The 14,860-nt window shown below is 67.2% G+C and carries 14 protein-coding genes; 3 read left to right on the top strand and 11 right to left on the bottom strand.

Annotation, left to right across the window (positions count from 1 at the left end):
• The first annotated feature begins 143 nt into the window (after positions 1-143).
• Positions 144-836 carry a transcriptional repressor LexA gene (lexA, locus tag AQZ59_RS00500; RefSeq protein WP_062612147.1) on the top strand — a complete coding sequence of 231 codons (693 nt, stop codon included), beginning with the start codon at positions 144-146 and terminating at the stop codon, positions 834-836.
• On the opposite strand, the gene AQZ59_RS00495 is transcribed toward lexA, so the two are convergent.
• Positions 814-2,760, bottom strand: coding sequence for an ATP-dependent DNA helicase (locus tag AQZ59_RS00495; protein WP_062612145.1), 1,947 nt, complete (start codon positions 2,758-2,760; stop codon positions 814-816). The genes lexA and AQZ59_RS00495 overlap by 23 nt on opposite strands.
• On the bottom strand, positions 2,757-4,193 hold the full coding sequence (gene hflX, locus AQZ59_RS00490; RefSeq protein WP_082661052.1) for a GTPase HflX: 1,437 nt from the start codon (positions 4,191-4,193) through the stop codon (positions 2,757-2,759). The genes AQZ59_RS00495 and hflX overlap by 4 nt, the downstream gene beginning before the upstream one ends.
• Before the next feature lie 82 nt (positions 4,194-4,275).
• Here hflX and AQZ59_RS00485 point away from each other — a divergent pair, with 82 nt between their 5' ends.
• Positions 4,276-4,881, top strand: a complete 606-nt coding sequence (locus AQZ59_RS00485) for a class I SAM-dependent methyltransferase (protein WP_062612143.1) — start codon at positions 4,276-4,278, stop codon at positions 4,879-4,881.
• Here the strand turns inward: AQZ59_RS00485 and miaA are convergent.
• From miaA to pgsA, 8 genes are all read right to left on the bottom strand, one after another.
• Positions 4,845-5,774, bottom strand: a complete 930-nt coding sequence (miaA, locus tag AQZ59_RS00480; protein WP_062612141.1) for a tRNA (adenosine(37)-N6)-dimethylallyltransferase MiaA — start codon at positions 5,772-5,774, stop codon at positions 4,845-4,847. The genes AQZ59_RS00485 and miaA overlap by 37 nt on opposite strands.
• Positions 5,771-7,300, bottom strand: coding sequence for a tRNA (N6-isopentenyl adenosine(37)-C2)-methylthiotransferase MiaB (gene miaB, locus AQZ59_RS00475; RefSeq protein ID WP_152994702.1), 1,530 nt, complete (start codon positions 7,298-7,300; stop codon positions 5,771-5,773). The genes miaA and miaB overlap by 4 nt, the downstream gene beginning before the upstream one ends.
• 61 nt (positions 7,301-7,361) lie before the next feature.
• Complete coding sequence (locus AQZ59_RS00470; RefSeq protein WP_062612138.1) at positions 7,362-7,907, bottom strand: regulatory protein RecX; 546 nt, start codon at positions 7,905-7,907, stop codon at positions 7,362-7,364.
• Complete coding sequence (gene recA / locus AQZ59_RS00465; protein WP_062612136.1) at positions 7,907-8,950, bottom strand: recombinase RecA; 1,044 nt, start codon at positions 8,948-8,950, stop codon at positions 7,907-7,909. The genes AQZ59_RS00470 and recA overlap by 1 nt, the downstream gene beginning before the upstream one ends.
• 259 nt (positions 8,951-9,209) lie before the next feature.
• Positions 9,210-9,422 (bottom strand): DUF3046 domain-containing protein, encoded by a 213-nt coding sequence (locus tag AQZ59_RS00460; RefSeq protein ID WP_062612134.1) that lies wholly within the window; start codon positions 9,420-9,422, stop codon positions 9,210-9,212.
• Positions 9,419-9,790 carry a helix-turn-helix domain-containing protein gene (locus AQZ59_RS00455; RefSeq protein ID WP_276786553.1) on the bottom strand — a complete coding sequence of 124 codons (372 nt, stop codon included), beginning with the start codon at positions 9,788-9,790 and terminating at the stop codon, positions 9,419-9,421. Before AQZ59_RS00455 ends, AQZ59_RS00460 begins: the two co-directional genes overlap by 4 nt.
• 109 nt (positions 9,791-9,899) lie before the next feature.
• Positions 9,900-10,385 (bottom strand): CinA family protein, encoded by a 486-nt coding sequence (locus AQZ59_RS00450; protein WP_062612130.1) that lies wholly within the window; start codon positions 10,383-10,385, stop codon positions 9,900-9,902.
• Complete coding sequence (gene pgsA / locus AQZ59_RS00445; RefSeq protein WP_236698624.1) at positions 10,372-10,947, bottom strand: CDP-diacylglycerol--glycerol-3-phosphate 3-phosphatidyltransferase; 576 nt, start codon at positions 10,945-10,947, stop codon at positions 10,372-10,374. Before pgsA ends, AQZ59_RS00450 begins: the two co-directional genes overlap by 14 nt.
• Before the next feature lie 51 nt (positions 10,948-10,998).
• On the opposite strand from pgsA, the gene AQZ59_RS00440 reads away from it, so the two are divergent.
• Positions 10,999-12,261, top strand: coding sequence for a CapA family protein (locus AQZ59_RS00440; protein WP_152994701.1), 1,263 nt, complete (start codon positions 10,999-11,001; stop codon positions 12,259-12,261).
• Here the strand turns inward: AQZ59_RS00440 and AQZ59_RS00435 are convergent, their stop codons facing one another.
• Positions 12,262-14,823 (bottom strand): FtsK/SpoIIIE family DNA translocase, encoded by a 2,562-nt coding sequence (locus AQZ59_RS00435; RefSeq protein ID WP_062612126.1) that lies wholly within the window; start codon positions 14,821-14,823, stop codon positions 12,262-12,264.
• Between the last annotated feature and the right edge of the window lie 37 nt (positions 14,824-14,860).

The raw sequence follows: 14,860 nt of genomic DNA, 5'->3' as shown, positions 1-14,860 counted from the left end.
CGGAGGAGCTCCACGGTGTCTAGAACCTGTGTTCGACACACATTAGAACAGATGTTTGAACTCGCTTTGCTCACCCGATAACCTGTAGGAGAAAGTCAATCAGGCCGCTCCGACAACTTTTTCTGGAGCCGTGAGGGGGAGCCATGAGCATCTCGGATCGCCAACTCGCTATCCTGCGCGCTATCTGTTCGGCGATCGCCGAACGGGGCTTCCCTCCCACCGTGCGCGAAATCGGCCTAAGCGTTGGCCTCAAGTCCTCGTCCTCGGTCAAGTACCAGCTAGATCTGCTTGAGCGCGAAGGGTACCTCGCGCGCGATCCACGCCGCCCCCGCACGATTGAGGTCACAGAGCGCGGCCTCGAAATCGCCGGCTTCGAGGTGCAAATCCCCGCAATCCCCACCAGCTTCCATGTGGAGGGCACCGCCGTCTACCGGCTCAACGATACCGATATCGCCATCAACGCCCCCGTCAACGTCCCGGCGGTCGGCCGCATCGCGGCCGGCGGCCCGATCCTGGCCGAGCAGCACGTGGAGGACGTGTTCCCGCTCCCCCGCCAACTCACGGGAGACGGGGATCTGTTCATGCTCTTGGTCTCAGGCGATTCGATGATCGACGCCGCGATCTGTGACGGGGACTGGGTGGTGGTGCGCCGCCAGCCCGTGGCCGAGAACGGGGAGATCGTGGCCGCGATGATCGATGGGGAGGCCACGGTCAAGACCCTCTCGCGCAAGGACGGGCACGTGTGGCTCCTGCCCCGCAATTCGAATTACGCGCCCATCCCGGGCGACGAGGCCCAGATCCTAGGCAAGGTCGTTACCGTTCTTCGAGCCCTGTAGCCAGCCGCTCCAGCGCTGTGAGCACCACGGCCCGGTCGGTCGTGCGCCACATGTCCGGCAACGACGCCAATAGAAAGCCCGAGTAGCGCGCCTTACGCAGGCGCGAGTCCAGCACGGCCACCACGCCCCGGTCGTCGATCCGGCGCAGCAGCCGGCCGGCCCCTTGGGCAAGCAGGAGCGCCGCGTGCGTGGCGGAGACGGTCATGAACGGATTGCGCCCTGACTCGCCTGCGGCCTGGGTGCGCGCCTGAATGAGCGGGTCGTCCGGGCGCGGGAACGGGATGCGATCGATGACGACCAGCCGGCACGTGGGCCCGGGTACGTCCACGCCCTGCCACAGCGAGAGCGTGCCGAACAGGCTCGCGCTCGGGTCGGCCGCGAACTGTTCGAGCAGAGTCGGCAGCTGGTCATCCCCCTGGCATGCCACCGGAAGGTCGATCCGCTCGCGCACGTACTCGGCTGCCCGGGTCGCACCGGCACGCGAGGTGAACAGGCACAACGCCCCGCCCCGCGAGGCCTCGATGAGGTCCACGATCTCCTGCAGGTGCTCATCCCCGTATCCCTCCCGGCCGGGGGCGGACAGGTGCTCGGCCACGTAAAGGATGCCCTGGCGCCGCTCGTCGAATGGCGTGCCGACGTCGAGCCCGCTCCACTCCCCCTGGCTGGGGAAGGTGAAGCCCACCCGGCCGGCCATCGCGTCGAAGCTCCCACCCAGTTGTAGCGTGGCCGAGGTCAGCACCACCGGTGTGTCCTCGAACAGGCCCGAGGCGATCGCGCCCGACACGTCGAGCGGGGCCAGGTAGAGCGCGCGGTTGTCGTTGTACTCACTGACCCACGCCACGAGCCGCCCTTCACTCACCGCCCCCGAGATCAGGTCAGCACACAGGTTCACCAGTTCCGTCAGCCGAGAGCGCAGAACGTTCTTGGTGGCGTTCGCCTCCTCGTTCGAGCTCGAGAGCGAGGCGACTTCGCCGCCCGCGGTCTGCGCTTTGCCCATGATGCGCGCGATCGTATCGGAAAGCGCGTCGCCGATCCGGATGAGCCGACCCTCGTTGACGGCGCCGAGCGCGTCGGCCAGCTCGTCGGCGACGTCGCCCAACCCCTCGTCGTCGAGCCCAGCCTGGCGCAGCATTCGCGCGATGCTACGCAGCTCGTAGCCGGTGAGCGAGCGCGTGAGCTGGCCGGTTACGCGGTCGACCAGGTCGTGGGCCTCGTCCACGATGTAGGCGTCCGACTCGGGCAGCACGGGCGTGCCGGCGGCCTGGATGCCGAGGAGGGCGTGGTTTGTTACCACGATGTCGGCCTCCTCCGCCTGCGCGCGGGCCATGCGCGGGAAGCACTCGTGGCGCAGCGAGCAGTGCTCGCCGATACACTCGCGCTTTTGGATGGAGATCTGGTTCCATGCCCGGTCGGACACGCCGGGGACCAGGTCGTCGCGGTCGCCGGTATCGGTGGCGAGGGCCCACTCGCGGGCGCGCACCACCTCCTCGCCTGTGGCGGTCGCCCCCACCTCACCCTCGGCGCGCGAAAGCAGCGCGTCTTCCTCCGGAAACCCGCCATCGGCCTTGCGCAGGCAGGCGTAGTTGTTCCACCCCTTAAGCAACGCGACTTCCACGTGCGAGCCCATCGTCTCCCGGATCGCGTCGGCCACCGCCGGCGCGTCCTGCGTGATGATCTGGCGCTGGAGCGGCAAGGTGGCCGTGGAGATCGTGGCGCGCTTGCCTGTGGCTGCCGACCACACCATCGCCGGCACGAGGTATCCAAACGACTTGCCCGTGCCCGTGCCCGCCTCCACCATGAGGTGGGATTCCTCCGTCAGCGCCTCGTAGACGGCGTCGACCATCCGTTCCTGGCCCTCGCGCGGCTTGCCGCCGATTCCTGCCACGAGGTGGGCGAGCACCTCGCGCGGTGTCGCCTCGCTCACGCCTGCCCGCCCAGGGCCTCTACCGCCGCGGCCACGTCCGGGTTGACCCGCGCCACCATATGCGTGCCGGCCTCCTCGTGGGATTCGTGCAGGATCTCCCCGTCCTCGTGGATGCGGCTGACGAGGTCACCCCGGTCGTACGGGATGACGACGTCGACCGCCACCTGCGGGTGCGGCAGCAGCTCCTCGATGCGGGTGCGCAGCTCCTCGATGCCCTCCCCTGTTACCGCCGAGACGACCATCGCGTCCGGGAACCGGCTCCGCAAGGTTGCCACGGTCACCGGGTCAGCAATATCGACCTTGGACAGCACGATGAGCTCGGGCACGTCAAGCGCGCCGTCGACGTCGGCAAGCACCTCGTGGACGGCGTCGACCTGGGCCACCGGGTCGTCGTGAGCGGCGTCGACCACGTGAAGCAGCACGTCGGCGTCGGCGGCCTCCTCCAGCGTGGAGCGGAACGCCTCGACGAGCTGGGTGGGCAGGTTGCGCACAAAACCCACTGTGTCGGTCAGCGTGTACTCGCGCCCGTCGCGCGTGAGCGCCCGCCGCACCGTGGGGTCGAGCGTGGCGAACAGTGCGTTCTCCACGAGCACCCCGGCGCCCGTCAGCACGTTCATGAGCGAGGACTTGCCCGCGTTCGTATATCCCACGACCACGACCGACGGCGTGCGATTCTTGCGCCGGGCGGCACGCTTGGTCTGGCGCGCGTTGCCCATGTGGGCGATGTCCTTGCGCAGCTTGGCCATGCGCCGGTGGATGCGCCGGCGGTCGAGCTCGATCTTCGTCTCACCCGGGCCGCGAGAGCCGATGCCCTCGCCACTGGCAACGCGGCCGCCGGCCTGCCGGGACATCGATTCTCCCCAGCCGCGCAGGCGCGGTAGCAAGTATTCGAGCTGGGCGAGCTCCACCTGGGCCTTGCCCTCGCGCGACTTGGCGTGCTGGGCGAAGATGTCGAGGATGAGGGCCGTGCGGTCGACGACCTTGACCTTGACGATGTCCTCCAGGGCGCGGCGCTGGGACGGGCTCAGCTCGGAGTCCGCGATGACCGTGTCCGCGCCCGTGGCCGCCACAAGCTCGGCCAGCTCGCGGGCCTTACCCGAGCCGAAGTAGGTGGCCGGGTCGGGGTGCGGGCGGCGCTGGAGAGCGCCGTCGAGAACCTGGGAACCCGCCGTCGTGGCCAGCGCCGCGAGCTCGCGCAACGACTCCTCGCCGGCCTTCATGTCATCATCCACCACGCCGATGAGGACCACGCGCTCGAGGCGCAACTGGCGGTATTCAACCTCGGTAACGTCGGTCAGTTCGGTGGACAGCCCCTCCACGCGCCGCAACGAGGAGCGCTCCTCGCGATCCAGCGAATCGCCCGCCCAGTGGCCCCCGTAGGCCGGGTCTTCCTGAAGCGCCGTGCCCTCGCGGGATGTGAAGCTGCTGTTAATGAGTCTCTCCTCGTCTTTCCTCTATTGTCTATCAGCGGGGAAGAAAATGGGAAACGCGCCGCCGCCGCGGTATCGTTAGGCCGTGAGCGAGCACTACTTTTCTTCCCATCCCACCTCTGATTCGGCGGTGCGCCAGATCGACGTCCGCCTTCTGGGTGAAGACTACCGCGTGAGCACCACCGCCGGGATTTTTTCACCACAGGGCCTGGATAAGGGCACCGCGGTCCTCCTCCACAAGACGCCTTTGCCCGAACTACCCGCCGGCTCCACCATCGTCGACCTCGGCTGCGGCTGGGGCCCGCTCACCCTCGCCCTCGCCCGCCACTACCCGGCTTCCACCGTGATCGGCATCGACGTCAACGAGCGCGCCCGCGCGCTCACCGCCAAGAATGCCGACGACGCCGGCCTTGCCAACGTCCGCGTGGCCGAAGGGCCCGACAACGCCACCGCGCACATCGACCTGCTGTGGTCTAACCCGCCGATCCGGATCGGCAAGGAGGCCCTCCACGAGCTGCTCACCACCTGGCTCGTACGCCTCGCCCCCACCGGGGTGGCCTACCTCGTGGTCCAGCGCAACCTCGGCGCCGACTCCCTCGCCTCCTGGCTCACCGAGCAGGGGTTTGCCACGTCGAAGCTGCGATCACAGAAGGGCTACCGGGTGCTCGAGGTGCGCCCGAGCGCGCCGTAGGCGGCTCGCGCCACCTCGCTCAGATCGCCTTCCACGTCGATCCACGTGATGCGCGGGTCGCGCCCGAACCACGTGCGCTGCTTCTTGGCCAGGCGCCGGGTAGCCTGAGCGACCGACTCGACCGCCTCGTCCACGCCCATCTCGCCGTCGATGACGGCGATGGCCTCCGCATACCCCGTAGCCTTGCGTGCCGTCTCCCCCTCGCGTAGCCCACACTCAAGCAGGGCGCGAGTCTCCTCGAGCAGCCCGCCAGCGAACATTTTCGCCGCCCGCTGCCCGATCTCCTCGTTCAGCACCTCGCGCTCGCGCCGGACCCCGAGCATGACGACGTCGTCGTAATGGCTGGTGTGGCGCGGAAAGACGGGGGTGTAAGACCGGCCCGTCAGGCGCACCACCTCAAGCGCGCGGATGACTCGCCGCGGGTTTTTCAGGTTGATGGTCTGCGCGCTCACCGGGTCGAGGTCGCGCAACTCCTCGATGAGCGGGCTCAGGCCGCTCTCGGCATGGACGCGCTCGAGCTCGGCGCGGATCTTTGGGTCGGTGCCCGGGAAGTCGAGCTCATCGAGCAGGCCGGAGACGTACAGGCCCGAGCCGCCCACCACCATCGGGATCTTGCCCCGGCCCAGGATCGCCTCGAGGTCGGCCCGCGCGTGGCGCTGGTAGCCGGCAACGGACGCCACGTCGGTCACGTCGAGCACGTCGAGCTGGTGGTGTGCGATACCGCGCCGCTCTTCTACGGGTAGCTTGGCGGTGCCGATGTCCATGCCGCGGTAGAGCTGCATGGCGTCAGCCGAGATGATCTCCACCTCGCCGGGCCCACCCAGCAACTCGGCTAGCTCGAGCGAGAGCGCGCTCTTGCCTGCCGCCGTGGACCCCACCACCGCGATGATCACGATCGCGGGCGGATGGTCGGCAGTCCAAGTCCGACAGGCGCGATGCCCGCGGCCTCATTGGCCAGCTCGGCGCGGCGCTTGACTCCGCGCTCCCAGGCATCCCCGGCGCGCGTGCGGCGAATCGAGAACGTGCCGCCCTCGAGGGCCGAGTCGGCCAGCAGGTGGTGGGGAGCACCATACGTGACGGTGGCCCGCACGCAGTCGCCCGGGCGCGGGCGCTCCGATTCCAGCAGGCCCTCCGGCAGGGCCACGTGGACCAGGCGGTTGTCCTCGGCGCGGCCCGTCACGCGCTCGGTCGCCCCATCCTTGCGACCCTCACCCTCGGAGATGAGGACCTCCACCGTGGTGCCTTCGAGCGCCTTCGCGTCCTCGGCGCTGATGCGCTCCTGGAGGGCGACCAGCCTGTTGAGCCGGTCCTTCGCCACCTCCTCCGGCACCTGGTCGGCCATGTCGGCCGCCGGGGTACCCGGGCGCGGCGAATAGATGAAGGTAAAGGCCGAGCTGAAGCGCGAGGCCTCCACCACGTCGAGCGTGGCCTGGAAGTCCTCCTCGGTCTCTCCGGGGAAGCCCACGATGATATCGGTGGTGATCGCGGCGTTCGGGATCTTCGCCCGCACGCGGTCCAGGATCCCAAGGAAGCGCTCGGAACGGTACGAACGGCGCATGGCCCGCAGGATCCGATCCGAGCCGGACTGCAGGGGCATGTGAAGGGAGGGCATGACGTTCGGGGTCTTAGCCATCGCGGCGATCACATCGTCAGTGAAGGCGGCCGGGTGCGGTGAGGTGAAGCGCACGCGCTCCAGGCCCTCGATCTCACCCGTGGCCCGCAGCAACTTGGCGAACGCGCCGCGGTCACCAAAACCAACGCCATATGAATTGACGTTCTGGCCGAGCAGGGTCACCTCGATGGCACCCTCAGCCACCACGGCCTCGACTTCGGACAGGACCTCCCCCGGCCGCCGGTCCCGTTCCTTGCCGCGCAGGTGCGGCACGATGCAAAACGTGCACGTGTTGTTACAGCCCACCGAGATGGAGACCCAGGCGGCGTAAACCGACTCGCGATGCGTGGGCAGGGTGGAGGGGAAAACCTTGAGCGACTCCTCAATCTCCACCGCCGCCTCATCATTGTGCCGGGCGCGCTCGAGCAACGCGGGCAGCACGTCAAGGTTGTGGGTGCCGAGGACGACGTCAACCCACGGCGCCTTCTCCACGATCCCGCCACGCAGCTGCTGGGCTAGGCACCCGCCCACGGCGATCTGCATGCCGGGGCGCTGACGCTTGACGGCCGCGAGCTGGCCGAGGTTGCCGAACAGCTTGGTGGCCGCGTTCTCGCGCACGGAGCACGTGTTGATCACCAGTACATCCGCGCCCTCGTCCCCCGCGTCGGTGGCGCGCGCCGCCTTGTCGGGCACCTCGGACACGGGCACATACCCGGCCGCGTCGAGGAGGCCGGCCAGGCGCTCGGAATCGTGGACGTTCATCTGGCACCCGAGGGTGCGCACCGCGTAAGTCTTCAGCTCAGTCATCCCCGCCAGTCTACTGGCAAACGTCCGCGGCCCCACCTCCCACATCTGCGAGATGGCGCACCTAACCGAGAGCCGCCTCCATCGCCTGCCGAATGTGTTCCGGGCTAAACCCGCGCCGGCCGAGCGCGCCATAGAGGCGCCGGCGCTTCTTCTCTTCCTCCAGGCCAGCCATCGATGCCGCCTTCTTGCGAGCAAACGCGATGGCCGCCTCCAGCTCATCCTCCACCGTTATCTGCTCCAGCGCCCGCTGGGCCAGCTCACCCTCCACGCCCTTGGCGCGCAGTTCCTGGGCAAGCACGCGCCGTGTGGTCACCTTCCCCTCGAACTTCGAACGCACGTACATGTACGCAAAGCGCTCGTCATCCACAAGTCCCGCGTCCACGAACGCCTGGAGCGTTGCCTGCGCGATCTCATCGGGCACGAGGTTGCGTTCCATCGCATCACGGAGCTGCCGGCGCGAGCGCTCCTGCGCCGCGAGCAGCCGGTAGCACAGGTTACGGGCGTAGACGTGCCAGTCCTCCTCGTTGCGGGCCGCCGCCCGCGCAGCCCGGCGCTCCACGAAGTCGCGCCGGCGCCGCGGGCGGGGGTCCTCAGAGTAGTCGACCACTACTCATCAACCTCAGCCATCTCCTCCTCGGTGGCCGCGCCTTCGCCCACCCCGAGCTGGGCCTTGACCTTAACCTCGATCTCCTCGGATATCTCCGGATTGTCCTTGAGAAACTGGCGCACCTTCTCCTTGCCCTGGCCCAGCTGGTCACCCTCATAGGTGTACCAGGAACCGGACTTGCGGATGACGCCGGCATCCACCGCCATGTCGATGATGCCGCCCTCCTTCGAGATGCCCTGGCCGTAGAGGATGTCGAACTCGGCCTGCTTGAAGGGCGGGGCCATCTTGTTCTTCACCACCTTCACGCGCGTGCGGTTGCCCACCGGCATCGAGCCTTCCTTCAAGGTCTCAATGCGGCGCACGTCCAGGCGCACCGAGGAGTAGAACTTGAGGGCGCGCCCGCCCGTGGTGGTTTCCGGGTTGCCGTAGAAGACGCCGATCTTCTCACGCAGTTGGTTGATGAAGATCGCGGTGGTGCCCGAGGCGGACAGAGCGCCCGTAAGCTTACGTAGCGCCTGGGACATGAGCCGGGCCTGGAGGCCGACGTGCGAATCGCCCATGTCGCCCTCAATCTCGGCCTTCGGCACGAGCGCCGCCACCGAGTCAACCACGATGATGTCCAGCGCACCTGAACGGATCAGCATGTCCGCGATCTCAAGCGCCTGTTCGCCCGTATCGGGCTGGGAGACGATGAGCGCGTCCGTATCCACGCCGAGCTTCTTGGCATATTCCGGATCTAACGCGTGTTCGGCGTCGATAAAGGCGGCAATACCGCCAGCCGCCTGCGCGGAGGCAACCGCGTGCAGGGCCACGGTGGTTTTACCCGAGGACTCCGGGCCGTAGATCTCAACGATTCGACCCCGCGGGAGGCCGCCGATGCCGAGTGCGACATCGAGTGCGAGCGAGCCGGTGGGGATCACCTTCACGCGCACCTCCGGCGCGTCCCCGAGGCGCATTGCCGATCCCTTACCAAATTGACGATCGATCTGCCCGAGCGCGGTTGCCAGTGCCTTTTCGCGATCGGCGGTTTCCTTCTTTGCCATGTTTTTCCTCACGTATTGGGGCCGTGTGGGCCGGTTGATAGAACAGGTCTTTTTTGGTGTGCGCCCTCCCCGAGCGCCATACCAGCAACGATATGCCCGACCTCCGACATTCTTTTTCTGCACCCCCTGAAATTGGGGTTAGGTGTGCGAAACGAGTTGCCGTGGATAACTTTAGCCGAACATTCGTTCGAGATGGCAAGCTCCCCCGCGTGTCGCGCACAACAAAAGGGGCGACCCCGCAGGATCGCCCCTCTCATTGCTATTTGCTTTTCCTATGCAGGTATTCGTAGGACTCCGGCAGGTCCATCGCCACGCGCAAGGCGTGCCACACCTCCTGCGGATCGGTGTCCGCGATCGCCTCCGCCGCCGGCCGCGACCCCAGTTCCGGGATCACGAGGTCATGTGCGAGGGCGAGGCCACGCCCATTCGGAAACGCCCGCTCAACAACCTCCCAAAATTCGGAGTGCCTCATCGAGTGGGCGCGAGCTCACCGGCGAGGAGGGCCTCGGCAGTATCCGGGATGCGAACCCCGGCCGCGCGCGCCGCCTGCATCTTGCGCACCATCGGCGGGGTGCGGCCCTCGGCCACGTCGATGCGGTCAGCAACGAGGCGCAGCACGTGGCTCATGGGGACATTCAACGCGCGGCAGATCGAGTGCAGCAGCTCCGAAGATGCTTCCTTCTGCCCACGCTCAACTTCCGACAGGTAACCGAGGGAGACTCGCGCGCCTGACGACACCTCGCGCAGGGTGCGCCCCTGACGCTGGCGGTAATCCCGCAGGACATCCCCCAGTTCGCGGCGGAACAGGACGGTCTCAGTGCGGGTGGCTTCATTCATCATGTCTACTCTCATTCTGCTAGTAGCCTTCACTCATGGCTAACTTCGCGTCTTGAGAAGATATTCCCATTCGAAGCTGAAAGTTCCCTGAGAGGCTCGTTGGAGTTTACCGCTACTTTGCACTTGCGCGTTCGATTATCCCCAGGGCTTCCAAAACGGCGGCGTTGCGCACCTCATCGCGGTTTCCCGCGAAGTGAAACAGCTCCGACGTCGTGCCCTGCGGCGTGCGAATGCCGATCCACACGGTCCCGGCCTCGTGCCCGTCCGCGCTTCCAGGCCCGGCGACGCCCGTGGTGGCCACGGCGAAGTCGGCGTCGAAAAGTTTGGCCACGCCCGCAGCCATCTGCTCGGCGACGACGCCGTCCACCGGTCCCGTCTCCTCCAGCCGCGCCCGGCTCACCCCGAGGATGACAGCTTTCGCTTCGCTCGCATAGGCGACGACGCCGCCCTGGAAGCACGCCGAGGCCCCCGGCACGGAGACGATGGCCGACGCCACGCGCCCGCCGGTCAAGGATTCGGCCACCGCGATGGTCCTCCCCCGCTCCGTCAGCGAGGCGATGAGGGCGGGGAGGTGGGTGACGGCGTCAGTCCTCGCCAATGTTGCGCGCCTCCCGGATGTATTCGACCGCCGAGGTCAGCGCGAAGAAGAGCGCGATCGCGATGAGCCCGTAGGACATCCACATGATCGCGGTGGCGAGTGCGGAGGGGAGGAACGAGTACCACGGGATGATGAGCATACCCGCGCCCACCGACTGTGCCATCATCTTGATCTTGCCGCCGCGGCCCGCGGACATCACCTTCTTCTTCACCACCACCATGCGCATGATGGTGATGCCGGCCTCACGCACGATGAACACGATCGTCACCCACCACCACAGGATCCCGTGCGCCGAAAGCATGACGAGGGCGGAGATGATCAGGAACTTGTCCGCGATCGAGTCGGCGAGCTTGCCGAAGTTCGTGATCAGGCCGCGGCTGCGGGCCAGGTGCCCGTCGAGCTTGTCGGTGAAGGCGGCGAGTGCGAAGATCGCCCAGGACAGCCAGCTGCGAGCAGGCGTGGGGTCAAGAAACGCCCAGATGAAGACGGGCACCAGCACGAGCCGGAGTACCGTCAATGCGTTTGCGATGTTGACCAAAGGTACCTGACGTTTCTCTTCCACTCCTCTACTGTAGATCATGTCCACGTTAAATAAAGCTCACCGGAGGCCGCGTTGAAAAAGCCCGTCACACTCGCCGCACTGACGATCGTGCTCGCCCTCGGCGCGTGTAGCGACTCAACAGGCTCCGCCTCCTCGCCCACGACGCCGTCTGGCCCGTCCACGTCCAACGCTCCGGCCATGCCCACCCCGACGCCGAGCCCGACGCCGACCGCGGACCCGGAGTACTTCACGGTCAGTTCGGGCGGGGACATCCTTTTGCACCTGTCGGTCAACGAGGCGGCCCGGATCGCCGGGGAGACCTACGACTACACCCCGTACTACGCCCCGATCAAGGATTACATCGCGAACTCGGACGTGGCGATCTGCGCGCTTGAGATCCCGATCGTCGGCCCGGATCAGATGCCCTCGAACTACCCCAACTTCGGCGCGCCTTACGACCTGGCGGCGTCACTTGCCGAGATCGGCTTCGACGGTTGTGCGTTCGCCACCAACCACACGATGGACCGCGGCTTTGGCGGGGTGGAGACCACGATCGAGGCGCTGTCCGGCGCGGGGATGGGCTGGGCCGGCGCGGCCCGAACCCAGGACGAGGCCGAGCAGATTCAGTTCTACACGGTCGAGGGCGTCAACCACACGGTGAAGATTGCCCACATCTCGGCCACCACGCTCACCAACGGCATCCCGATCCCGGCCGATCACCCCTATTCGTGGAACGTGGTGGGTGAGCTCGGCTCCCCCGTCGAGACGGTGGTGGAGGACGCTAAGCGGGCGCGCGAGCTCGGGGCTGACATCGTCATCGTCTCCATGCACTGGGGAACCGAGTACGTCTCCGAACCCATCGCCGAACAGGTCGATATCGCCCAGCTCCTGGCCGACTCCGGCGAGGTCGACCTCGTCTTCGGCAACCACTCTCACGTCCCCGAACCGCTCGCCAAACTCCCGGGCGGCCCCACCGGGGACGGCATGTGGGTGGTCTACTCGATGGGCAACCAGATCTCGGGCCAGACGGTGGAAAACCACGGCTACCGCGTCACCACGGGCCTCATCACCACCGCCACGATCGAGGCAAACGACGACGGGGCGGCCGTCGTCGACTTCGACTGGATGGCCGTCACCCAGGACCGGCGCGCCGGCGAAAAGCTACACCCGCTCCTGCCCCTCACGCTCGGCGAATATCCCGGGGACCTGCGCCTGTCGGCCCAGGAGATCGCTGGGCGGGCCGAAGTGACCTACCCCGTTATGGAAACCTCCGGGCCCGAGCGCACCGCTCCGCCCGAGGCCACGGGGGCCACGGTCACCAGCTCACGCGAGTAGCTAGTCGCGGCCGGTGAGCTGCCAGGCGTCCTCGTCCGGGTCATCCTCTTCCGGCTCGTAGGCGAGTGGGTCGGTGGCGTAGCGGTCGTTGTTGAGGACGACCGTGCGGTCGGCTGGCACGTCCTCGCTCGCCCCGTCCTCGTCCAGGTCCACGCCCGCACCCGCCTCCCCGTTGGCATACGGGCGGGATTCGGCGTCGGGTTCGCGGGCCACGTCGGCGTCGCCGAAGTCGGCGTCGGCGTAACGGTCCTCGCCCTCGGGATCGTGAAGGGAGACGTCCTCGCCGCGGATCATCGCGAGCACAGTGGGCAGCTGTTCGGGGGTGGCGAGCACCTCGCGTGCCTTCGAGCCCTCCGAGGGGCCGACCACCTCGCGGGCCTCGAGCAGGTCCATCATGCGGCCCGCCTTGGCAAAGCCGATGCGGAGCTTGCGCTGGAGCATGGAGGTCGAGCCGAACTGGGTGGTGACCACGAGCTCGGCGGCCTGGAGAAGGATGTCGAGGTCGTCACCGATCTCCTCGTCGATCACGCGCTTTTCAGCCTTGGGGATCACGTCCTCGCGGTAGACCGGCTGCATCTGGACCTTGACGTGCTTGACCACGGCCGCGATCTCGTCCTCCGTGACCCACGCGCCCTGCACGCGCATCGGTTTCGACGCGCCCGACGGCATGAAGAGCGCGTCACCCATGCCGATAAGCTTCTCGGCGCCCGAGGAGTCGAGGATCACGCGGGAGTCAGCGAGCGAGGACGTCATGAACGCCAGGCGCGAGGGGATGTTCGCCTTGATCAGGCCCGTCACCACGTCCACCGACGGGCGCTGGGTGGCCAGCACCAGGTGGATGCCCGCGGCGCGCGCGAGCTGGGTGATGCGCTGAATCGAGGCCTCCACGTCGCGCGGGGCCACCATCATCATGTCCGCCAGCTCGTCAACCACCACCAGCAGGTAGGGGTAGGGCTGTAGCTTGCGCTCGGAGCCCGGGGGCGCGGTGACTTTGCCGGAGCGGACGGCGTCGTTGAAGTCGTCGATGTGCTTAAAACCGTAGTGGGACAGGTCGTCGTAGCGCTGGTCCATCTCCCGCACCACCCACTCGAGGGCCTCGGCGGCCTTCTTGGGGTTGGTGATGATCGGGGTGATGAGGTGCGGGATACCGGCGTAGATCGTGAGCTCCACGCGCTTGGGGTCCACGAGGATCATGCGCACCTCCTCCGGGGTGGCGCGCATCATGATCGAGGTGATCATCGAGTTGATGAACGACGACTTACCGGCACCCGTGGCGCCCGCCACCAGCAGGTGCGGCATCTTGGCTAAGTTCGCGACCACGAACTGCCCGCCCACGTTCTTGCCCACGGCGACGACGAGCGGGTGGGTCTGCTTGCGGGCCACAGGGCTGCGCAGCACGTCGCCCACCATGACGGTCTCCCGGTCCGTATTCGGGATCTCGATGCCGATAGCGGACTTGCCGGGGATCGGCGACAGGATGCGAACGTCCGCCGACGCCACCGCATAGGCGATATTCTTCGACAGCGAGGTGATGCGATCGACCTTGACGCCCGGGCCGAGCTCCACCTCATACTGGGTGACCGTGGGGCCGCGCGAGAAGCCGACCACCTCGGCGTCCACGGAGAACTCGCTGAAGACACGGGTGAGGGCCTCGACCACCGTGTCGTTCGCGGCGGAGCGTTCCACACCCGGAGGGCCCTCGACCAGCAGGTCGGCGGCCGGCAGGGTGTAGGTGATGTTGGACGATAGCTCTAACTGCTCGACGCGCGGCGGCAGCGGCTCGGGCTTCGGGGCCTTCTTCACTATCTTCCGGGCCGGGCGCGACGGCGTGGGCTCGGGATCGGGGGCACTGCCCTCAGCGGCCACGACGGTCTCTGCCTCCGAGGCATCGTCGGCGGCGGATTCGATGGTGGCCACCTTCGTCGCCTCGACCTCGGCGGCCGGCTTCTTTCCTCGCCGCACGCGCGAACGCACCGGCTCGGTCAGGGCGACGGTGGGGGCGTCGTCGTCGGCACGGTCCAGTCGAGCCTCGCGGCGGCCCTTGACCCAGTCGATGATGTCGCGCACCGAGGTGTTGAGCGAGAACAGCATGGCGTACACGCCGAGCAACACGAGGAGCGGGACGGCACCCCAGACCGACACGAGCAGGGCGAGTAGCCCGCCGGAGACCAGGCCGACGATGCCGCCCGCGCTCTCCAGGCCTCCAAATCCATCCGAGATCGCCGGCTGGCCCATCGACACGTGAAGAATACCCGTGATCGAGATAGTGAGCAGGGCAAGGCCGATGACGAAGCGCCGGTTCGTGTTGCCCACCGATCGGCGGAAGAGCTTGACCGCGACGCCGATCAGCATGATGGGCACGAAGATGGACAACGCGCCGACCACGCCGGCTGTGGCGTGATGGATGATGTCGCCGAGCAGGCCAGACAGGGAGAACCACTCGCGAAGCGCCACGATGATCGCGAGCGCGAGCATGATGAAGGCAAGCCCCTCGTAGCTGCGCTGCGCCTCTTCCGCGGGCTTGGGTTGCCGTGAATTGACGGGCTTATTCGTCCGAGCCATGTCCCCTCTTTCGTGCATCAATCATCTTGAGCCTAAC

This window comes from Trueperella bernardiae (assembly GCF_001469025.1).
GTDB lineage: Bacteria > Actinomycetota > Actinomycetes > Actinomycetales > Actinomycetaceae > Trueperella > Trueperella bernardiae.
The sequence above is the reverse complement of the archived record's forward strand: the minus strand, read 5'-3'. Positions and strand labels throughout refer to the sequence as shown.